This is a genomic window from Vitreoscilla sp. C1, from assembly GCF_002951955.2.
Lineage (GTDB): Bacteria > Pseudomonadota > Gammaproteobacteria > Burkholderiales > Neisseriaceae > Vitreoscilla > Vitreoscilla stercoraria.
The window spans coordinates 1,989,291-2,010,559 of sequence record NZ_CP019644.2 but is presented as its reverse complement, the minus strand read 5'-3'; the positions used below and the strand labels follow the sequence as shown (position 1 = coordinate 2,010,559).

Sequence of the window (21,269 nt, the reverse complement as noted above, 5' to 3'; positions counted from 1 at the left end):
ATTCACGCGGCATCTGGCATCAAGCAATGTACCCGTCCCACGGCAATTGGACGCTTGGCATCGCTTTGCCAGACGGTGACGGTTAAGTGGGCGATACGGCTGCCTTGACGGGTAAGGCTACAGGACGCATACATGGCTTCGGACAAGCCTGAACGCAAATAATCAATTGAAAAGTCGATGACTTTGGCAAATTCATCCAAACCGCTGTGGTGTTTTAAAAACAGTGTTGCCACACTTTCAATAAAACCACCTATCATGCCGCCATGCAAAGCAGGTAAAAAAGTGTTGCCGATATTGTCAGATTTGAATGGAACATGAAATAAAGGCACACCTTCAGCATTGAGCCATATTTGCAAGCCAATTAAATGGGTATAAGGCATGTGAGTGTGGGCTTTTTCAGTTAAAACAGGGTGCAATTGATAGCCGCTCATAATGCCAACTCCTTGTGTATGTAAGCTTTTAAATGTGCAGGAATCGGCGTGCGCATGAATGTTGCCATACCCAAAGCGATAGGATGGTCGATTTGATTGTCGTGATAACAAGTGGTGTGCACGAAAGCGACTTGTCCGCTCAAGCGATAACAATCTGATGTGGCATAAATACGCTGCTTGGGAGTGGCGGCATGTAAGTAATCAATGCGCATGTCCAACGTGGCCAAAGTTTCAAACTCAGGCAAATGAGCCGCCACAGCCGTGGCAGAGGCCACATCAACCAAAGTGGTAATCACGCCGCCATGTATGACTTGATTGCTGCTGTTGCCCATTAAATCTTCTCGCCACCCCACGCTCAAAGTAGGGCTGCGATGTATTGTGTGCTCAAATTGCAAATTCAATATTTTGCAATGTGGCAAATGCACGTAATGATTTTTCAGTGCTTCATAAACCACAAGATTGACCGGCTCTGTCATGGTGTGCTTTCTGATAATGGGGTTGGGTTCAAAAAAATATCAATGTCGGCAAAAGCATGGTTTTGCTCCGCGTAAATCAAGCCTTCTTTGATTAACTCTAACATGGCGATGAAATTGACCACCAACATGGTAACGCTGCTGGATGCGGCAAACAATTGATTAAAGCGACAAGAGCCGTGTTTTTTTAACAAACGCAATACATGTGACATTTGTGCTCGCACCGAGACGGCATCTTGTATCACTTGATGCCCTGCATGGTTTTTTGCCCGCGATAAAATCGCCAACCAAGCTTGCTTTAAATCCGCAATATCCACTTGTGGTAAAGCTTTGGGAATGTGGACATCGACATGTAGCACTGCCCATGCAAAATCGCGTCCTGCTTGTGGCAACTCATCCAAGCCTATTGCAGCCAAACGCATTTGTTCGTATTTTAATAAGCGCAGCGCCAATTCTTGGCGTGGATCGATTTCTTCGGCATCGTCCATAGTGATGGTTTTAGGCAATAACAAGCGTGATTTGATTTCTACCAACATCGCCGCCATTAACAAATATTCTGCTGCCAAATCAAATTGCTGGTGTTTTAGCTGTTGAATATAGCTTAAATATTGTTCGGTAATTTGGGTGATGGGAATGTCTAAAATATCGAGATTTTGTTTGCGTATCAGATACAGCAACAAATCCAATGGCCCTTCGAAATTTTGCAAAACCACTTGCAATGCATCGGGTGGAATGAACAAATCTTTGGGTATGTCGGCCACAGGTTGACCAAACACCCAAGCAATTGCAGGCTCGGGCTGTAAGGTCAGTACTTCCGTCACTGTCATTGAGATGCGCTCACAATGTGTTCAATTGCCGCATGTGCGCATTGCAAGCCAACGCTTGCTGTCACCAACATGCTGGCGCCATAACCTGCACAAGACAAACCTTGTGAACCATTCAAATCGCAAGCACCATCGTTTTGTGGCGGCATCACGGTTTCCAATGAATACACACATGGCACTTTCATTTTTTTGTCTGTATCACGGCTAAAACCATGGCGTTTGCGTAAAGTGTAACGCAAATTAGAAAGCAATTTGTCATTCTTGACGGCACTCAAATCTGCCACACGAATGTGTTCAGGATGGCGTTGACCACCTGCTGCACCTGATACGATAAACGCTTGTTTGTGGCGCACAAACCATGCTGCCATCGCAGCTTTAACCCGCACTTGGTCTATGGCATCCACGACAAAGTCCACGTTTTGAGCGAACAAAGTAGAGATATTGTCTTCATCCACAAAGTCTTCAATGATATGGACTTGGCATTCAGTATTGATGTCAAATACCCGTTGTTTGAGTGCTTCCACTTTAGGCATGCCAAACAAAGGTGTCACAGCAGGCAATTGGCGATTGGTATTGGATTCGGCAACATTGTCCAAGTCAATCAAAGTCAATTGACCCACGCCTGAGCGTGCCAATGCTTCAACGACCCACGAGCCGACACCGCCTACGCCAACAATGGTCACGTGTGCTTGTTGCAGTTTTTGCCAAGAGGCTGTGCCGTAAAGTCTTTCGATGCCGCCGAAGCGGCGATTAGGGTTTGTTTGTGTATCCATGCTGTTGTATTATTTAAGCCAAGTCAATAAATCGTCATTTAGGTAAGGCCACTCAGTGTCTTACAGGGCGCTTGTGATTATACTGTATGTGAGATAGCACTTAACTCATCACCATGAAAAATGATCCGTAAGGAGCGGTAAATATGTACAAGAATTTGGTTGTAGCCATTGATGGCAGTAATACTTCTTTGAAAGCTTTGCGTCACGCAGCTCAAATTGCGATTGCAGGTCAAGGTAAAATCACTTTGGTGAATATTGCCAATCCAACGGAATACATGGCTTTGGCACCAGAATTTTTGCAAGAAGACGGTTATGAAGCCACAGCTTTGGCACAGGCTGAGCGTGTGTTGGACGATGCACAAGAATTGGCAAAATCATTGGGTTTGAGCGAAGTGCAACGTCACATTGCGATTTCTATCAAAGGCGTGCGTGATATGGCGCAATTGTTGGTTGATTACTCAGTAGACAGTGGTGCGGATTTGTTGGTATTGGGCACTCACGGCCGTACTGGCTTGATGCATTTGTTGATGGGCAGTTTTGCTGAAACTGTGATGCGTCAAACAGATTTGCCATTGTTGGTCATTCGTGGCAGTGATGAAGATGTTGCGACAGATGACGAATAAGTTGCCATTGTTCTAAGATAATGAAAAGCGTCCTGTAAATGTTTACAGGACGCTTTTTTAATGGTGCTTACAAGCGATTGACGCTGAATACACCTTTGATTTCACTCAAATTGCTGATAACGCGCGGCAAATCTTCGACTTGTTTGATTTCTACTGTAAAACGCATCGTGGCCAAAGAGTCTTTGGTCAAGGTATTGACGCCAATGACGTTCAATTTATTGCGTGAGAATGCTTCGGAGACATCACGCAACAAACCATTGCGATCGCGTGCCATGATTTCCACATCAATTGGAAAAACTTGATCGATTTTCGAGGCACTCCATTGCGTGGAGACAATTTTGTCTGGATGCATTTGGGCTAGGTTTTTGTAAGCGGCACAATTTTGGCGATGCACTGAAATACCACGACCTTTTGTGACAAAACCTGCAATTTCATCAGGCGGCGCGGGTTTGCAACATTTGGCTAAAAATGACAATAAGCCATCTTCACCATCAACCAAAATACCACTTTTGTCTGTTTGCGCACGGCTTTTGCGAATGAGGCTATCGGGCGTAATGGTCGTTTGCTCGACAATAGGATGTAATAATTGGCGCGCAGCGATGTTGATGCTGCGCGGGGTCATTTCACCATGACCGACAGCCAAATACAAATCATCCACTTTGCTGAAATTCAAGGCTTCTGCCAGTTGTTGCAAATTAGGCTTTTGCGGCAATTTGTTTAATTGTTTGTCCAACTGCGCTCGACCATCTTCACGCACGGCTTCAGAATTTTGCGCTCGTACGAAAGCCCGAATTTTACTGATGGCTTTGGACGATTTGACCCAGTCTTCAATCAGCCAGTTGACCGATGGATTGCCTTCTTTGGCGGTGATGATGTCCACACGTTGACCATTTTCCAATGGTGTAGACAAGGGCACAATATGCCCATTGACTTTCGCACCACGGCAGCGATGACCCAAATCGGTATGAACAGCATAGGCAAAATCGATTGGTGTTGCGCCAACGGGTAAAGACAAAACTTTGCCGTGAGGCGTTAACACATAAATCGTGTCATTGAACAGTTCGGTTTGAAATGCTTCGGCCAACTCATTGGCTTTGTCATCTTCCGCCACATTTTCACGCCAATCCAATAATTGACGCAACCATGAAATTTTTTGCTCGTAAGCCTTGTCGCCTTCGCCACCTTCTTTGTAGCGCCAGTGTGCGGCAACGCCAAATTCAGCATATTGGTGCATGTCAAACGTGCGAATTTGAATTTCCACACCTTTGTCTTTGGGGCCGATGACCACAGTATGCAAGCTGCGATAATCATTGGATTTGGGGTGGGCGATGTAATCGTCAAATTCACCTGGAATCGGTTGCCACATGCTGTGGATGATGCCCAAAGTTGTGTAACACTGTGGCACAGTATCAACCAAAACCCGTACGGCACGAATGTCGTACAAGCCCGAAAAATCGAGCTTTTTCTTGGTCATTTTTTTGTAAATGGAATAAATGTGTTTGGGGCGGCCTGCAACTTCGCAATGAATGCTGAGGCGACTTAATTCACGCTCAATCGTAGCCACAACATCATTGATATAGTCGATGCGCTCAATGCGTTTTTCATCGAGCAAGCGGGCAATTTGGACGTATTCTTCGGGTTTTTGGTAGCGAAACCCCAAATCTTCTAAAATCCATTTTAATTGCCATACGCCCAAGCGATTGGCTAAAGGGGCAAAAATGTCCAAAGTTTCTTTGGCTAATTCGCGCTTTTCTTCGCTGTCAGGAATGCGCGCCATATAATGCATCGTGCGGGCGCGCATTGCCAGCTTAATCAATACCACACGAATATCAGATACCATCGCAATCAACATTTTGCGCATGGATTCGGCTTGTTGTTGGTTTTCTTGCGGCGTGCTGATTTTCTCGACTTTGGAGAATTTGGTCAGTTTTTGAATCTGATCGATGCCTTCGACCAATCTCATTACGCTGTCATTGCATTGTGTGGCAACACGTTCTTTCCAATCTGCGCAATAAACAGGCAAAGCAGACAAAAGCGTGGCGGCAATGGCATCGCTGAAAATATTCAATTCATGGACAAAATACGTGGCGCTTAATACATGCGACAACATGGGTTCGCCCATTTGTGTGACTGCATCAGCAGGATAGAACTCTTGTGCCAGTTTCAAAGCGTTTTCGAGTAAACAGACTTCTTCTTCTGGCAGCTGTGTGGAAAAACGGCTAAGCCATTGTTCTGGAGTCAGGGTTTCTTCTGGAGCATTAACCGTAGTCAGAGAGACCATTGCGTGCGACATCCTTTACGAGCATGGAAGTTTTGAAACGAAACAAGGATTATAGCCTAATTAGCGTGGGTTTTTAGGATGATTTGGTCACATCGATATGTCTACAAACGCTAATGCGATTTTGTAATCCAATCCAAATGCATAAAGGTCGACAAGTGTTGCTGTAAAGGTTTAGGTAAACCGAGCTTTAAAGCGTCCTGTAAACTATAAAACTGGCCATCTATATGCATTTGCTGTATGCGTTCTGAGTTTGTGTGCAAAATATATGGGGTAATGCGCATATGGCGGTGGGTCAGCTTGTGTGTGATGGGCGCCAACGCTGTCATGGCGGTTTCATGTAAAGAATGTTTTTGCAGATATGGCAGCCATGCACTTTCATCAATCGACGGCACGCAATACAATTGACTCCAAATACCGCTTTCAGGCCGCTTGTGTAGCCAGATTTCTTGTTTTTGGTTAATCAAACATAGCCATTTTAAGGGTAGTTCTTGAATTTTGACGGGAGTTTTGCGCTGCGGCAAAACATCAGTTAGGTTTTTGGCATAAGCTTCACAGCCTTTTTGCATCGGGCATTGTGTACATTTTGGTTTGCTGCGAGTGCAAACGGTGGCACCTAAATCCATCAAGCCTTGTGTGTAAGCAGGCATGTCTTGAGGATGTTGTGGGATGAGGCTTTCTGCCAATGTCCATAATTGGTTTTCAAAAGCTTTGTCTTGAGGGTTGCCAAATTGTGCAAAAATGCGGCATAAAACCCGTTTGACATTGCCATCTAAGATGGTCTCGCGCTGATGGAAAGCAAAAGCGCTGATGGCGGCAGCCGTACTGCGACCCACGCCTTTGAGTTGCTGTAATGACTCGCGCTCGCTAGGGAATTGGCCATTGAAGTCTTGCACCACTTGTTTGGCGGCATGGTGTAAATTGCGGGCTCGACTGTAATAGCCTAAGCCTGCCCACAAGGCTGTGACATCATCGCTGTGTGCTTGCGCTAAGGTGTGTACATCGGGAAAGCGCGCGGTAAAGCGAGGATAATAGTCTAATACGGTTTTGACTTGGGTTTGTTGCAACATGATTTCTGACACCCAAACCAAATAAGGATTGCGTTGTTGCCACGGCAAGTCGTTTCGTCCGTGTTGGCGTTGCCATTTTAGTAATGTGGTTGAAAAGACAGCTTTGTTTAAATTAAATGAAAATGATTCCGAAGACATGGGACGATTCAGTTACAATAAAACGCTATTTTGTCACAAAGTGAAGTTATGACCGCACTGAAAATTTTTATCACTTGTCCACGTGGTTTGGAAAGTGTCTTGGTAGATGAGCTGAATGCTTTGTCATTGCAATACATTCATACGGTTGATGGCGGTGTGGATTGTACAGGCTCATGGAAACAAGTCTATCAAATCAATTTACATTCTCGAGTTGCTTCTCGTGTTTTGGTGGAGTTGGTGCGTGGCGCTTGCCCACGCGAGGATGCGGCCTACCAGTTGGCGCTTAAGGTGAATTGGGCTGATTGGTTTGATGTTAATGATTTAATCAAAGTCAATGTGACGGGTAAAAAAACACCTTTTAACCGCATTGATATTTTGGGTTTGAAAGTCAAAGATGCTGTGTGTGATGTTTTCCGTGAAAAAACCGGTAAACGTCCAAGCGTAGACAAGACTTTCCCTGATGTGCGCATTCATATGTTTGTAGAAGGTACACAAGCGCGCTTGATGCTCGATACCAGTGGTGAGGCGTTGTTTAAACGTGGCTATCGTGATGATACGGGCGAAGCGCCATTGCGTGAAAATTTGGCGGCAGGTTTGTTGTTATTGGCAGGTTATGATGGCTCCCAAGCATTTTATGATCCGATGTGTGGCAGTGGCACCATTGCGATTGAGGCGGCCTTAATTGCTAAAAATCAAGCACCAGGCTTGTATCGTCATTATGGTTTTGAAAAATTAAAAGGTTTTGATAAAGCTTTGTGGGCGACTATCAAACAAAACGCTTTACAAGCAGTCACAGATGTTGTGTCACCTTTAAAAGCATCTGATGTGGACAGACGTGTTTTGAAAACAGCATTGAACAATGCACATCAAGCAGGTGTGGATGATTTGATTGTGTTTAATGTACAAGATATGGCACAAGCAACAGCACCTGCTGCTGAAGGTATTGTGGTGTCTAATCCGCCATATGGTATTCGTTTGGAAGATGAACACTTTTTGCGTGGGTTTTACCCACAACTGGGCAGTGTCTTGAAGCAACAGTTCTCAGGTTGGAAAGTCGCTTTGATTACGGCCGACCGCACATTGCCTACTGGCGTGAGATTGAAGCCTGCACGCAAGATTCCGCTGTTCAATGGTAAATTGGATTGCCGTTTGTTTGTATTTGATATGGTTAAAGGTTCCAATAGGGGAGATTGACAAGAATGAATTTGCGTACAATTTTCAATGTAATGTTTTTAGGAGGATTGGTGTATGCCATTTTTTGTGGCTACCAATACATACAGTTACGCAGCGCTATTTTGACAGAGTTACAAGATAAAACTGTCATTAGTAAAGCGATTGGTGATTTGAGTTCTGTTAAAGTCAATATGAGCCAATATAGCTCAGTATCATGTCGTGATAAAATACAAACTGGTTGGTGGGGTTTGATTTTGAAACATCGTAGCGAAGGCTGTTATCGTTTGAACTTGGGTTTACAAAGCGAATCATTGCGAGCGATGGAGATGTCTGTTGATTATGATACGACAAAACTGATTGGTTCGAGAATATCGAATGTGATGTTATGCAATAGCGAAGGTGCGGTTTTGGCGAAAGACAATGGTTTGCCGCGCGAATTTCAAAATTGTAAATAAGCTTTGACCAATAAAAAAGCCGCTGAATTTCAGCGGCTTTTTTTACAGGACGCTTGATTATGGCAACAAGTGAGCCACGCCAGCTTTTTCCTCTTCCAATTCAGCCAAAGTGATGTTGATGCGTTCTTGACTGAATGCATCGATTTCCAAACCTTGAACGATTTCGTATTGACCGTTAGCGCAAGTCACAGGGAAACCGAACATAGTGCCTTCAGGAATACCGTAAGAACCATCAGAAGGAATACCCATGGTTACCCAAGCGCCATCAGTACCCAACCACCAGTCGTGGATGTGGTCGATAGCTGCGTTTGCAGCAGAAGCAGCAGAAGACAAGCCACGCGCTTCAATGATGGCTGCGCCACGTTTGCCAACGGTAGGCAAGAACACTTCAGCGTTCCATACTTGGTCGTTGATCAAATCTTTAACGTTTTCACCATTGATGGTTGCAAAGCGGTAGTCAGCATACATGGTTGGGCTGTGGTTGCCCCAAACACACAATTTTTCAATATCGCCAACAGCTTTACCAGTTTTTTCAGCTACTTGGCTCAACGCACGGTTGTGGTCTAAGCGCAACATCGCAGTGAAATTGTTTGGATTTAAATCAGGTGCTGATTTCATTGCAATGTAAGCGTTGGTGTTAGCTGGGTTGCCTACAACCAATACTTTTACATCACGGTCAGCCACTTTGTTCAATGCAGCGCCTTGAACAGTAAAGATTTCAGCATTTGCAGCCAATAAATCAGCGCGTTCCATGCCTTTAGAACGTGGACGAGCACCTACCAAGATCGCAACTTGTGCGTCTTTGAATGCAACTTCTGGATTATCAGTGGCAACCATACCAGCCAACAATGGGAATGCACAGTCTTGCAATTCCATCATCACGCCTTTAACAGCGTTTTGAGCTTGTGGTAAATCCAATAATTGTAAAATAACAGGTTGGTCTTTGCCCAACATTTCACCGCTAGCAATGCGGAACAACAAAGCATAGCCAATTTGGCCAGCTGCGCCGGTTACGGCAACACGTACAGGTGCTTTCATATTTTTTCTCCACGTATAAACGAGTTACGACAATTCAAAGTATCGATACCGTCTGTTACAGACATATAAATTACATGGCATGGCGGTTCGAGCCGACCTGAATCATAGCAAAACTTTTCTGTTTGCGTAAAAAGATTTTATTAATATGTTTAAATAAATCTCTTATATCTTATATAAGACATAATTTCACTTTTCCATATCAAGCGTTACAATGTCCACTATGTCAAAGCCGACTTCTAAAAATCCTTTGTATGTGCAAGTAGCCGCTTTTGTGCGGCAGCAGATTGCAGCAGGGATATACAAACCACATCAAGCCATTCCAACAGAATTCCAATTGGCAAAAAAATTGGATGTTAGTCAGGGAACGGTGAGAAAAGGTTTGGAAGAATTGGTGGCTAAAAAAGTGCTGTACCGTCAACAAGGCGTGGGCACTTTTGTAGCCGATCAATATGGTGATTGGGGACGATGTGGCTTGGTCAATGTATTTGATAAAGAGTCGCATGTAATTTTCCCCAAGCATGAGATTTTGAGCGTGGCAGCTGTTCATGTTGGAGCAGACATCAACCAGCTCTTTAATGTCAGAATGGGTAATCCATTGATGTGGCGCGTTTTGATTGTTTGGCGACATCAAATTCATGTGGTGGCTTTAGAAGAGGTTTATTTGCCATATGAAAGATTGCCTGATTTTAATCGTCGTCAATTGAGCACTCGTTTGAGCGTCGGTGACTTACTGCTGAAAGAGTATTCGGTTGCTGTCGTCGAGCAAGCTTGTGTGATTGGTGTAGGTGGTTTGAACACTGAGCAGGCCAGCATTTTGAAAGTTTCGGCTGAAGAGCCTGTTTTATTCATGCAAATGAAAAGTGCTGATAGCAAGAGTGAGATGGTAATGGTGCAAAAACGTTATATACTCACGCGCCATTATCAATTGAACTTGTCTGCAATGCCATTGTTTAAAATATGATAATAAAGGCTTTTCACCGAAATTAAAAAAGAGTAAATTGCGCTGGGCGTAAATTAATGTATTAGTGACATTATATTTAAACAGTTGTTTTACCTTATTTAACTTACGCAATTTTTAAGGAACCATCAATGCATAAACAAAGACCTGTCTACATAGACCTCGCAAAGACGCGTCTGCCTATCCCTGGTATTGTGTCAATTTTACACAGGGTCAGTGGCGTCGGCTTATTCATTTGCTTACCATTACTACTGTGCTTATTTGCAGGTACGTTGAGCACTGAAGATGCTTTTAATCAATATCAAGCTTTGGTTGGCAATCCAATTGTTAAATTGTTATTGTTAGGCTTGTTGTGGGCTTATTTACACCATTTCTTGGCTGGTATCCGCTTCTTATTGTTGGATATGCACAAAGGTTTAGAATTGGAAACTGCCCGTAATACCGCTAAGTTGGTATTTGCTGCGGCATTGGCGTTGACTGTCGTTTTGGGAGCGTTGTTATGGTAAATCGTAATTTGACCGGCGCGCATTATGGCTTGCGCGATTGGATCATGCAGCGTGTGACTGCTGTCATCATGGCCATTTATACCGTCGCTATGATTGTCTTATTGTTCACTATCCCAAGTGACTATGCTGCATGGCGTGAATTTTTTGGCCAAACTTGGGTACGTTTGTTCACCCAAATCACATTCATTGCCGTAGCGTTGCACGCATGGGTAGGTATTCGTGACTTGTGGATGGACTATTTGAGCAAATCTGCTGGTTTGCGTTTGTTCTTACACGTTGGCACCATTGTTTGGTTGCTAGGTTGTGTGATTTATTCATTTAAAGTTATTTGGGGGTTAGCATGACTTATCCTGTTCGTCGTTTTGATGCCGTTATCGTTGGTGGCGGTGGTGCGGGCTTGCGTGCTGCCTTACAAACTTCAAAAGCTGGTTTGAATACAGCCGTTTTATCTAAAGTGTTCCCAACCCGTTCTCATACTGTGGCGGCTCAAGGTGGTATTTCTGCTTCTTTGGGCAATGTACAAGAAGACCGTTGGGATTGGCATATGTACGATACCGTTAAGGGTTCGGACTGGTTGGGTGACCAAGATGCCATCGAATTCATGACGCGTGCTGCGCCTGATGCTGTCATTGAATTGGAACACATGGGTATGCCTTTTGACCGTGTTGAAAGCGGCAAAATTTACCAACGTCCATTCGGTGGCCATACTGCTGAACACGGTAAGCGTGCTGTAGAGCGTGCTTGTGCTGTGGCTGACCGTACAGGTCATGCGATGTTGCATACCTTGTACCAACAAAACGTGCGTGCCAATACTCAATTTTTCGTTGAGTGGATGGCTTTGGACTTGGTTCGCAATGAAGCTGGTGATGTGATTGGCGTGACTGCGTTGGAAATGGAAACTGGTGAAGTATTCATTTTGCATGCTAAAGCAGTATTGTTTGCCACTGGCGGTGGCGGTCGTATTTACGCATCTTCTACCAATGCATTTATGAACACAGGCGATGGCTTGGGCATGGCTGCTCGTGCAGGCATTCCTTTGGAAGACATGGAGTTCTGGCAATTCCACCCAACAGGTGTGGCGGGTGCTGGCGTATTGATTACCGAAGGTGTGCGTGGCGAAGGCGGTATTTTGCTCAACTGCAATGGTGAGCGTTTCATGGAACGTTATGCACCAACCGTAAAAGATTTGGCTTCTCGTGACGTGGTTTCTCGCGCCATGGCAATGGAAATTTTTGAAGGTCGCGGCTGCGGTAAAAACAAAGACCACGTGTTGTTAAAAGTGGATCATTTGGGCGCAGACAAAATTATTGAAAAATTGCCTGGTATTCGTGAAATTGCGATTAATTTTGCTGGCGTTGACCCAATCAAAGATCCAATTCCAGTAGTACCAACAACGCACTACATGATGGGTGGTATTCCGACCAATTACCGTGGTCAAGTGGTTGTGCCTCAAGGTGACAATCCTGAAGCGGTTGTGAATGGTTTTTATGCAGCGGGTGAGTGTGCTTGTGCTTCTGTACATGGCGCGAACCGTTTGGGTACGAACTCATTGCTTGACTTGGTGGTGTTTGGTAAAGCCGCAGGCGATACCATGATTTCTTACATTCAAACTCAAGAAACTTGGAAAGAATTGCCAGCAGATGCGGGTGAATTTACACGCCAACGTTTGGCTCGTTTGGAAAACCAAACTGGTGGTGAAGATGTAGACGCGTTGCGTACTGAATTGCAACGCATGGTACAAAGTCATGCAGGTGTATTCCGTACTGATGCCATTTTAAAAGATGGCGTACAAAAAGTATTGGCTTTGGCTGAGCGTGTGAAAAAAACCGAGATCAAAGACAAATCTAAAGTATGGAATACTGCTCGTTCTGAGGCTTTGGAATTGGACAACTTGATTGAAGTGGCGAAAGCAACTTTGACTTCTGCTGAAGCGCGTAAAGAATCTCGTGGTGCACATGCTTCTGATGACCATCCAGATCGTGATGATGAAGTTTGGATGAAACACACTTTGTGGCATGCGGCAGACAACTCTTTGACTTACAAAGAAGTTCACACCAAGCCTCTGACTGTTGATTACATCAAGCCTGCGAAGCGCGTTTACTAATAAGAATTTAGGGATACCTCTCATGGAAAAGTTTAAATTTCAAGTATTGCGTTTCAATCCAGATAAAGATGAAAAGTGGTATTTACAAGATTATGAAGTTGAATTAGAACCAACGGATGTGAAGTTGTTGGATGCTTTGGTGAAATTAAAAGCACAAGACGACAGCTTGTCTTTCCGTCGCTCTTGCCGTGAAGGCATTTGTGGTTCTGATGGCATGAATATCAATGGTAAAAATGGCTTGGCATGTTTGACCAACGTGCGCGATTTGAAGCAGCCGATTCAATTGCGCCCATTGCCAGGTTTGCCGATTATTCGTGACTTGATTGTGGACATGACTCAGTTCTTCAATCAATACCATTCTATCAAGCCTTATGTCATCAATGACACACCAGCTCCGACCCGCGAACGCTTGCAAACGCAAGAAGAGCGCAAAGAGTTGGACGGTTTGTACGAATGTATTTTGTGCGCATGTTGTTCGACTGCATGTCCATCATTCTGGTGGAATCCTGATAAATTTGTCGGTCCATCTGGCCTGTTAAATGCTTACCGTTTCATTGCAGATACTCGTGACACGCGCACCAGTGAGCGTTTGGATGATTTGAATGATCCATACCGTTTGTTCCGTTGCCATACCATCATGAACTGTGTGGACGTATGTCCTAAACACTTAAATCCTACCCGTGCTATTGGTAAGATTAAAGAATTGATGTTGAAACGAGCCATCTGATGATGACCGATGCCGAGAAAAAACGCCTGCGCTATTTGACCAGACGTGGATTGTTAGAGCTGGACATTGTTTTAACCCGCTTTATGAAAACGCATTTTGATGCTTTGAGTGAGGGTGAGTTGGAGGTGTTCCGTGACATTCTGGATTGGCAAGACCAAGACTTTTTAGCCATCGTCAATGGCTATCAAGAAGTGCCTGAAGAACGTTTTGAGGCACTGATAACGCTGATTCGTTCGGCTTAATCCTTTACAGGACGCTTGTAATACCAGCGTCCTGAAAAAACCAAAACACTAAGGAGATAAAATGACCAAGCAAGCATCATTGAAAGTAGAAGATAAAGAAGTAAGCTTCCCGATTTTGGAAGGTACTTTGGGCCCTGATGTGATCGATATCCGTAGCTTGTTGAAAGAAACAGGCGCATTCACATTCGATCCTGGCTTTACTTCTACTGCAAGCTGCGAGTCAAAAATCACGTTCATCGATGGTGATGAAGGTCAGTTGTACTACCGTGGTTACCCAATTGAGCAATTGGCTGAAGACAGTGATTATTTAGAAACTTGTTATTTGTTGTTATACGGTGAATTGCCAACCAAACAACAAAGTGAAGAGTTTGTAAATACCATCACAAAACACACTATGGTTCACGAACAATTGACTTGGTTCTTCCGTGGTTTCCGTCGTGATGCTCACCCTATGGCGATGATGACTGGTGTGGTTGGCGCATTGGCTGCGTTCTACCAAGACAGCTTGGACATCAACAATCAAGATCACCGTCGTGTGGCTGAATACCTCATGATTTCTAAGATCCCTACGATTGCTGCAATGTGCTACCGTTACTCAACTGGCGCACCTTTCGTGTACCCACGTAACGACTTGTCTTACACTGCCAACTTCATGCACATGATGTTCTCTACACCATGTGAAGAATACACACCAAACCCAGTATTGGTGAAAGCTTCGGATCGCATCTTCATCTTGCATGCAGATCACGAACAAAATGCTTCTACTTCTACTGTACGTTTGGCTGGTTCTTCTGGCACTAACCCGTTTGCAGCCATTGCAGCTGGTATCGCTTGCTTGTGGGGTCCTGCTCACGGTGGCGCGAACGAAGCTGTGTTGAAAATGTTGGACGAAATCGGTTCGGTTGAAAACGTTCCTGCATTCATGCAAGGCGTTAAAGACCGTACACACCGTTTGATGGGCTTCGGTCACCGTGTTTACAAAAACATGGACCCACGCGCTAAAATCATGAAACAAACGTGTGATGAAGTGTTGAAAGAATTGGGCTTGGAAAACGATCCTAAATTCAAGTTGGCTATGGAATTGGAACAAATTGCATTGAACGATCCTTACTTCGTTGAGCGCAAATTGTACCCTAACGTAGACTTCTACTCTGGTATCGTATTGTCTGCTTTGGGCATCCCAGTTTCTATGTTCACTGTGATTTTTGCTTTGGCTCGTACTGTAGGTTGGATCAGCCATTGGCACGAAATGATTGCTGACCCGTTGTACAAAATTGGTCGTCCACGTCAGTTGTATACTGGTTCTCCACGTCGCGACTACATCCCTGAAGATAAACGCTAATAGCGTCGTTGACAGCACCGACTTGACAGCCGGTGCTGTCTTATACATTTAAAGTTTGCTTAGGCAGACAGTATTAAAGGTCTTTTGCCATGATGAATGAAGAATTCGGCTTATCGTATTTATATGGTTCCAATGCACCATATATTGAAGAGCTGTACGAGATGTACTTGAAAGATCCTAGCTCGGTCGACAGTCATTGGAAACAATATTTTGATGAAATCGTTACCTTACCGGGAGCGGCTGCACGAGATGTAGCACATGCGCCGATTCAACAATCATTTGTCGAAATGGCCAAGCGTCCTGTAACACAACATGCAGCCAGCGCGTCGTTGGATGCCAATGCCATGAAAAAACAAGTGGCTGTATTGCGCTTGATTTCAGCTTACCGTGTTTTGGGTTCTCGCCATGCGAACATCGACCCATTGCAACGCATGAGCTCACAATATTATTCAGAATTGGATCCAGCATCTTACGGCTTGACAGCCGAAGATATGGCGGTTCAGTTCAATGCGTCTAGTAATTTTTCTAGCAGCGACCGTTTGCAGTTGTCTGAAATTATTAACAAATTGCAACAAACTTACTGCGGTACGGTGGGTGTGGAATACATGCACATCACTCGTTCGGAAGAAAAACATTGGGTGCAAGACCGTTTTGAAAACGATTTGTCTACCCCTCGTTTTAACACCGAAACCAAAAAACGCATTTTGGGTAAAATTACTGCTGCCGAAACCTTAGAGCGTTACTTGCACACCAAATATGTGGGTCAAAAACGTTTCTCTTTGGAAGGTGGCGAAGCGGCGATTCCTGCGTTGGATTATTTGATTCAAAATTCAACCAAAGAAGGCGTGGAAGAAGTCATTATTGGTATGGCTCACCGTGGTCGTTTGAACGTGTTGGTGAATATCTTGGGCAAATCGCCTAAAGATTTGTTCAGCGAATTTGAAGGCAAGTACACTGTACAATTGCCTAGCGGTGACGTGAAATACCACAATGGTTTTAGCTCAGACATTCCTACTGCAAACGGTCCGATGCACATTTCTTTGGCATTTAACCCATCGCATTTGGAAATCGTGAACCCAGTGGTAGAAGGTTCTGTGCGCGCTCGTCAACGCCGTCGCGGTGACGAAGGTCAAAAACAAGTGATGCCTGTATTGATTCATGGTGACTCTGCGTTCATTGGTTTGGGTGTTAACCAAGGTACGTTCAACTTGTCACAAACCCGTGGTTATACCACTGGTGGTACTGTGCATATCGTTATCAACAACCAAATTGGTTTTACCACTTCAGACACACGCGATACCCGTTCAACTGTGTACTGTACTGACATTGCCAAAATGGTGGATGCACCGATTTTCCACGTGAACGGTGATGATCCAGAAGCAGTTTGCTATGTGATGCAGGCGGCCATTGATTACCGCATGAAGTTCAAAAAAGACGTGGTTGTGGATTTGGTTTGTTACCGCAAACTGGGTCATAACGAGGGCGATGATCCTTATTTGACTCAACCAATGATGTACAAAAAAATTGCACAACATCCAGGTTCACGCGCCATTTACGCTGAAAAATTAGCCAAAGAAGGCGTGGTTTCAGCAGAAGACAGCGACAACTTGATTAAGGCTTACCGTGCCGCTTTGGACAAAGGCGAACACGTTGAGCAAACCAAGTTGACCGATTACCAACGCAAGCATGCTTTGGATTGGTCGCAATATATGGGTACGCATTGGGCGCATCCGACTGAAACAGCTTTGCCTGCAGCTGACATCCAACGCTTGTCTGAAAAATTGACTCAAGTGCCAGCTGACTTCCAATTGCACAACACTGTTAAAAAATTGTTAGACAGTCGTAAGAAAATGGGCGTTGGTGAAATGCCTATTGATTGGGGTATGGCAGAAAACTTGGCTTATGCAAGTTTGGTGACCAATGGCAATGGCGTGCGCATTTCTGGTGAAGATTCAGGTCGCGGTACGTTCTCACACCGTCATGCAGTATTCCATGACCAAAGTCGTGAAAAATGGGATGCCGGTGCTTACATTCCATTGCGCAATATGTCTGAAAACCAAGCCAACTTTATGGTCATCGATTCTATTTTGAATGAAGAAGCGGTATTGGCATATGAGTATGGTTTTGCGTGTTCGGCTCCTGAGCAATTGGTGATTTGGGAAGCGCAATTTGGTGACTTTGCCAATGGTGCACAAGTGGCGATTGACCAATTTATCGCATCGGGTGAAACCAAATGGGGTCGCTTGTGTGGTTTGACCGTATTGATGCCACATGGTTACGATGGTCAAGGTCCTGAGCACTCTTCAGCCCGCTTAGAGCGTTGGTTGCAATTGTGTTCTGAGCACAATATGCAAGTGGTGATGATGTCTGAAGCATCGCAAATGTTCCACGTGTTGCGTCGTCAAGTATTGCGTCCATATCGCAAGCCTTTGATTATTTTCATGTCTAAACGTTTGTTGCGTTTCAAAGACTCTATGAGCGATTTGAGCCAATTCACTGAAGGTTCGGGTTTTCGTACGGTGATTGGTGATGCGCATGAACGTGATGATGCCAATGTGAAACGCGTGGTATTGTGTGCAGGTCAGGTTTACTATGATTTGGTAGCAGGTCGTAAAGAACGTGGCTCGGAAGAAGAAATCGCTATCGTGCGTGTGGAACAATTGTATCCATTCCCGTACGAAGTGTTGGCTGCGGAATTAAGCCGTTACACCAATGCAACAGAAATTATGTGGGCACAAGAAGAACCGAAAAACCAAGGTGCATGGTACCAAATCCGTCACCGCATCGAGTCTGTGTCAACTGACAAACAAAAAGTGACTTTTGCAGGCCGCCCAACCAGCGCGTCTCCTGCTGTAGGTTATATGAGCAAACATGCGGCACAATTGAAAGCATTGGTTGAAACTGCTTGCAATTTAGACGCGTAATAATGAGTCGCTAAGATTTGGTCGCCATATACATTGGGCGACCAACCCCTGATTTAGGAGAATGTAATGTCTATTATTGAAGTTACTGTACCAGTATTGCCTGAGAGCGTATCTGAAGCCACATTGATGACTTGGAACAAAAAAGTGGGCGATGAGGTTGAACGTGATGAAAACATCATTGATTTGGAAACCGATAAAGTTGTGTTGGAATTGCCAGCACCTCAAGCAGGTGTATTGGTTGAAATCATCGAACAAGATGGTGCGACTGTGGTTTCTGGTCAATTGATCGCTCGCATCGACACTGCTGCTAAAGCAGGTGACGTTGCTGCTGCACCTGCTGCGGCTGCGCCAGCTGCTGTTGAAGCGGCTCCACAAAGCAATGCACAAGCGGGTGTTGCGATGCCTGCTGCTGCAAAATTAGCGGCTGAAAAAGGCATTGACGTGTCTACCGTTCAAGGTTCAGGCCGTGATGGTCGCGTGTTGAAAGAAGACGTTGCTGCTGCTCAAGCACCTGTTGCAGCTCCTGCTGCTGCGCCTGCTGTTAGCCCAACACCTGCGGTACAAATTGCAGGTGACCGTCCTGAACAACGCGTACCAATGTCTCGTTTGCGTCAACGTATTGCTGAGCGCTTGTTGCAATCACAGTCTGAAAATGCCATCTTGACCACGTTCAATGAATTGAACATGAAACCTGTGATGGAATTGCGCGCGAAATACAAAGAAAAATTTGAAAAAGAGCACGGCGTTAAATTGGGCTTCATGTCTTTCTTTGTTAAAGCTGCAGTGGCTGCATTGAAAAAATTCCCAGTAGTGAATGCTTCTATCGATGGCAAAGACGTGGTTTACCATGGTTACTTTGACATTGGTGTGGCTATCGGTAGCCCACGTGGTTTGGTAGTGCCTATTTTGCGCAATGCTGACCAAATGTCTTTGGCTGACATCGAAAAACAAATTGCTGAATTTGCGGTAAAAGCACGAGATGGCAAATTGGCGTTGGAAGATTTGACTGGCGGTACTTTCAGTATTACCAATGGCGGTACTTTTGGTTCTATGATGTCTACCCCTATCATCAACCCACCACAAGCTGCGATTTTGGGCATGCATGCTACTAAAGAGCGTGCAATGATTGTGAATGGTCAAGTGGTTGCATTGCCAATGATGTACTTGGCATTGTCTTACGACCACCGTTTGATTGATGGTCGTGAAGCGGTATTGACTTTGGTAGCCATCAAAGACGCTTTGGAAGATCCTGCACGTTTGTTGTTGGATATTTAATGGCATGTGGGCCATCGCTTGCGGTGGCCTGACTGACCATAATATAAAGAGGGTTTTGTGATGAAACGATTTATTTTATGTGCCAGTGTGTTGGGTTTGTTGGCCGCTTGCCAAACTGGCTCTCATGTGACGCAGCATTATTCGGCTGAAGCCATGAATGCCAAGGGTCAAATAGTCAGCAAAAAGACCAATTTTTCTTTTAATAAAGAAGGTCAAGATTTGGCAGTACAAACGATTTGCCAGTCTCAACGCAATACACATTCGGTAGTGGTGAAAAACCGCTTAGGCATCCCTGTTGAGGGCAGCCCATTTAAATGTCGTTAAATTTCAAACAATGAAAGCTTACAGGACGCTTAAAGCGTCCTGTAAAAAGGATGAATAAATGTCTACTCAATATGATGTAGTAGTGATTGGTGCGGGTCCTGGCGGTTATATCGCAGCCATCCGTGCCGCACAATTAGGTTTTAAAACAGCTTGTATCGATGCAGGTCGCAATAAAGCAGGTGACGCGCCAGCTTTGGGCGGTACTTGCTTGAACGTGGGTTGCATCCCATCTAAAGCTTTGTTGCAATCTTCTGAAAACTTCCATCAAGCTTCTGAAGAATTTGCAGCTCATGGTATCGATGTGACTGTTAACAGCTTCAACGCTGAAACCATGATTGCTCGCAAAGACGAAATCGTGACCAAATTGACTGGTGGTATCGGCTTCTTGTTCAAAAAGAACAAAGTTGAGTCTATCCATGGTTTGGGTTCTTTAAAAGCGCAAAACGGTGATTTGTGGCAAGTAGAAGTGGACAACCAAGGCGAAAAATCTGTGGTTGAAGCCAAGCATGTGATTATCGCTACCGGTTCTACCCCACGTCCATTGCCTATCGCTCCTGTTGACAACAAAATCATCTTGGACAACGAAGGCGCGTTGAACGTGACTGCGGTTCCTGCGAAATTGGGCTTGATTGGTTCGGGCGTGATTGGTTTGGAAATGGGTTCTGTTTGGAATCGTTTGGGTTCAGAAGTGACTGTTTTGGAAGCGATGCCAACATTTATGGCCAATGCTGACCAACAAATCGCTAAAGAAGCCTTCAAGATTTTGACCAAAGAACAAGGTATGAAAATCGAGTTGGGCGTGCAAATCAATGAAGTGGTGAACAATGGCGATAATGTCACTGTTAACTACGAAGTCAAAGGTGAAGCGAAATCTGAAACTTTCGACAAATTGATTGTAGCCATTGGCCGCGTTCCTAACACCAACGGTTTGAATGCTGAAGCAGTGGGCTTGGCTAAAGACGAACGTGGTTTCATTACTGTGGATGGCGATTGCCGTACTAACTTGCCTAATGTATGGGCAATTGGTGATGTGGTTCGTGGCCCGATGTTGGCACACAAAGCCAGCGACGAAGGTGTGGCTGTGGCTGAACGTATCGCGGGTCAAAAACCACATCTAGACTTCAACACCATTCCATTCGTGGTATACACCCATCCAGAAATGGCTTGGGTTGGTAAAACTGAAGAACAATTGAAAGCCGAAGGCGTGAAATATGCCAAAGGTACTTCAGGTTTTGCTGCCAATGGTCGTGCGTTGGGCTTAGGTTCTGCGCAAGGTACAGTTAAAATCTTGAAAGATGTTGAAAGCGATCGTGTATTAGGCGTTCACATCATTGGCCCTAACGCTTCAGAATTGATTGCTGAAGGCGTGATGGCCATGGAGTTCAAGGCATCTGCTGAAGACATCGGTCGCATCGTTCATGCGCACCCGAGTTTGTCGGAAGTATTACATGAGGCCGCATTGGCGACGGACAAGCGTGCATTGCACGGCTAAATAAACAAACGCACCTTCGGGTGCGTTTTTATTTATATGTAAATAAATTTTCAATTGGATGTTTGCAACCACATTGTCATGACAGTAAGTTTGGTTCAG

General features: G+C 44.8%; 21 protein-coding genes. 14 read left to right on the top strand and 7 right to left on the bottom strand.

Translation table 11 applies throughout. The features are described from left to right. Positions 1-2 precede the first annotated feature (2 nt). Genes ADP71_RS09890 through ADP71_RS09875 form a run of 4 tightly spaced genes read right to left on the bottom strand, consistent with a single transcriptional unit; the run spans position 3 to position 2,501 of the window. The gene (locus ADP71_RS09890) at positions 3-431 is read right to left on the bottom strand and encodes a PaaI family thioesterase (RefSeq protein WP_019957025.1); all 429 of its coding nucleotides are present in this window, start codon (positions 429-431) and stop codon (positions 3-5) included. Then, positions 428-907 (bottom strand): PaaI family thioesterase, encoded by a 480-nt coding sequence (locus ADP71_RS09885; protein WP_019957026.1) that lies wholly within the window; start codon positions 905-907, stop codon positions 428-430. Before ADP71_RS09885 ends, ADP71_RS09890 begins: the two co-directional genes overlap by 4 nt. Then, the gene (locus ADP71_RS09880) at positions 904-1,731 is read right to left on the bottom strand and encodes a segregation and condensation protein A (RefSeq protein WP_019957027.1); all 828 of its coding nucleotides are present in this window, start codon (positions 1,729-1,731) and stop codon (positions 904-906) included. Before ADP71_RS09880 ends, ADP71_RS09885 begins: the two co-directional genes overlap by 4 nt. After that, positions 1,728-2,501 (bottom strand): tRNA threonylcarbamoyladenosine dehydratase, encoded by a 774-nt coding sequence (locus ADP71_RS09875; RefSeq protein WP_171461127.1) that lies wholly within the window; start codon positions 2,499-2,501, stop codon positions 1,728-1,730. Before ADP71_RS09875 ends, ADP71_RS09880 begins: the two co-directional genes overlap by 4 nt. A 143-nt stretch (positions 2,502-2,644) precedes the next feature. Here ADP71_RS09875 and ADP71_RS09870 point away from each other — a divergent pair, with 143 nt between their 5' ends. Next, a complete protein-coding gene (locus tag ADP71_RS09870; RefSeq protein ID WP_019957029.1) occupies positions 2,645-3,124 on the top strand; it encodes a universal stress protein in 480 nt (159 codons plus the stop codon). Positions 3,125-3,191: 67 nt separating this feature from the next. On the opposite strand, the gene ADP71_RS09865 is transcribed toward ADP71_RS09870, so the two are convergent. Beyond that, a complete protein-coding gene (locus ADP71_RS09865) occupies positions 3,192-5,405 on the bottom strand; it encodes a RelA/SpoT family protein (RefSeq protein WP_171461126.1) in 2,214 nt (737 codons plus the stop codon). Positions 5,406-5,515: 110 nt separating this feature from the next. Further along, entirely contained in the window at positions 5,516-6,610 is a 1,095-nt protein-coding gene (gene mutY, locus ADP71_RS09860) for an A/G-specific adenine glycosylase (protein ID WP_171461125.1), read from the bottom strand. A gap of 48 nt (positions 6,611-6,658) precedes the next feature. On the opposite strand from mutY, the gene ADP71_RS09855 reads away from it, so the two are divergent. After that, the gene (locus tag ADP71_RS09855; RefSeq protein ID WP_104932406.1) at positions 6,659-7,804 is read left to right on the top strand and encodes a THUMP domain-containing class I SAM-dependent RNA methyltransferase; all 1,146 of its coding nucleotides are present in this window, start codon (positions 6,659-6,661) and stop codon (positions 7,802-7,804) included. A 5-nt stretch (positions 7,805-7,809) separates the two neighbouring features. After that, positions 7,810-8,238: a hypothetical protein gene (locus ADP71_RS09850; RefSeq protein WP_019957033.1), complete on the top strand. Its 429-nt coding sequence runs from the start codon at positions 7,810-7,812 to the stop codon at positions 8,236-8,238. A gap of 57 nt (positions 8,239-8,295) precedes the next feature. Here the strand turns inward: ADP71_RS09850 and ADP71_RS09845 are convergent, their stop codons facing one another. Next, complete coding sequence (locus ADP71_RS09845; protein ID WP_171461124.1) at positions 8,296-9,276, bottom strand: malate dehydrogenase; 981 nt, start codon at positions 9,274-9,276, stop codon at positions 8,296-8,298. 211 nt (positions 9,277-9,487) lie between these two features. Here ADP71_RS09845 and ADP71_RS09840 point away from each other — a divergent pair, with 211 nt between their 5' ends. The 11 genes from ADP71_RS09840 (at position 9,488) to lpdA (ending at position 21,170) form a co-directional block, all read left to right on the top strand. Further along, entirely contained in the window at positions 9,488-10,237 is a 750-nt protein-coding gene (locus ADP71_RS09840; protein WP_104932091.1) for a GntR family transcriptional regulator, read from the top strand. Between the two features lie 128 nt (positions 10,238-10,365). After that, positions 10,366-10,740, top strand: a complete 375-nt coding sequence (sdhC, locus tag ADP71_RS09835) for a succinate dehydrogenase, cytochrome b556 subunit (protein WP_040755111.1) — start codon at positions 10,366-10,368, stop codon at positions 10,738-10,740. Continuing rightward, positions 10,734-11,084, top strand: coding sequence for a succinate dehydrogenase, hydrophobic membrane anchor protein (gene sdhD, locus ADP71_RS09830; protein WP_019957037.1), 351 nt, complete (start codon positions 10,734-10,736; stop codon positions 11,082-11,084). The genes sdhC and sdhD overlap by 7 nt, the downstream gene beginning before the upstream one ends. Further along, complete coding sequence (gene sdhA, locus ADP71_RS09825) at positions 11,081-12,844, top strand: succinate dehydrogenase flavoprotein subunit (RefSeq protein WP_019957038.1); 1,764 nt, start codon at positions 11,081-11,083, stop codon at positions 12,842-12,844. Before sdhD ends, sdhA begins: the two co-directional genes overlap by 4 nt. Before the next feature lie 22 nt (positions 12,845-12,866). Then, positions 12,867-13,571 (top strand): succinate dehydrogenase iron-sulfur subunit, encoded by a 705-nt coding sequence (locus ADP71_RS09820; protein WP_019957039.1) that lies wholly within the window; start codon positions 12,867-12,869, stop codon positions 13,569-13,571. Continuing rightward, the gene (locus ADP71_RS09815) at positions 13,571-13,813 is read left to right on the top strand and encodes an FAD assembly factor SdhE (protein ID WP_019957040.1); all 243 of its coding nucleotides are present in this window, start codon (positions 13,571-13,573) and stop codon (positions 13,811-13,813) included. Before ADP71_RS09820 ends, ADP71_RS09815 begins: the two co-directional genes overlap by 1 nt. A 61-nt stretch (positions 13,814-13,874) precedes the next feature. After that, positions 13,875-15,155, top strand: a complete 1,281-nt coding sequence (gltA, locus tag ADP71_RS09810; RefSeq protein WP_104932090.1) for a citrate synthase — start codon at positions 13,875-13,877, stop codon at positions 15,153-15,155. 89 nt (positions 15,156-15,244) lie between these two features. Further along, a complete protein-coding gene (locus ADP71_RS09805) occupies positions 15,245-18,079 on the top strand; it encodes a 2-oxoglutarate dehydrogenase E1 component (protein WP_104932089.1) in 2,835 nt (944 codons plus the stop codon). A gap of 66 nt (positions 18,080-18,145) precedes the next feature. Continuing rightward, positions 18,146-19,354, top strand: a complete 1,209-nt coding sequence (gene odhB / locus ADP71_RS09800) for a 2-oxoglutarate dehydrogenase complex dihydrolipoyllysine-residue succinyltransferase (RefSeq protein ID WP_171461123.1) — start codon at positions 18,146-18,148, stop codon at positions 19,352-19,354. A gap of 60 nt (positions 19,355-19,414) precedes the next feature. After that, positions 19,415-19,678, top strand: coding sequence for a hypothetical protein (locus ADP71_RS09795; protein WP_019957044.1), 264 nt, complete (start codon positions 19,415-19,417; stop codon positions 19,676-19,678). 58 nt (positions 19,679-19,736) lie between these two features. Then, a complete protein-coding gene (lpdA, locus tag ADP71_RS09790) occupies positions 19,737-21,170 on the top strand; it encodes a dihydrolipoyl dehydrogenase (RefSeq protein WP_171461122.1) in 1,434 nt (477 codons plus the stop codon). Positions 21,171-21,269 lie beyond the last annotated feature (99 nt).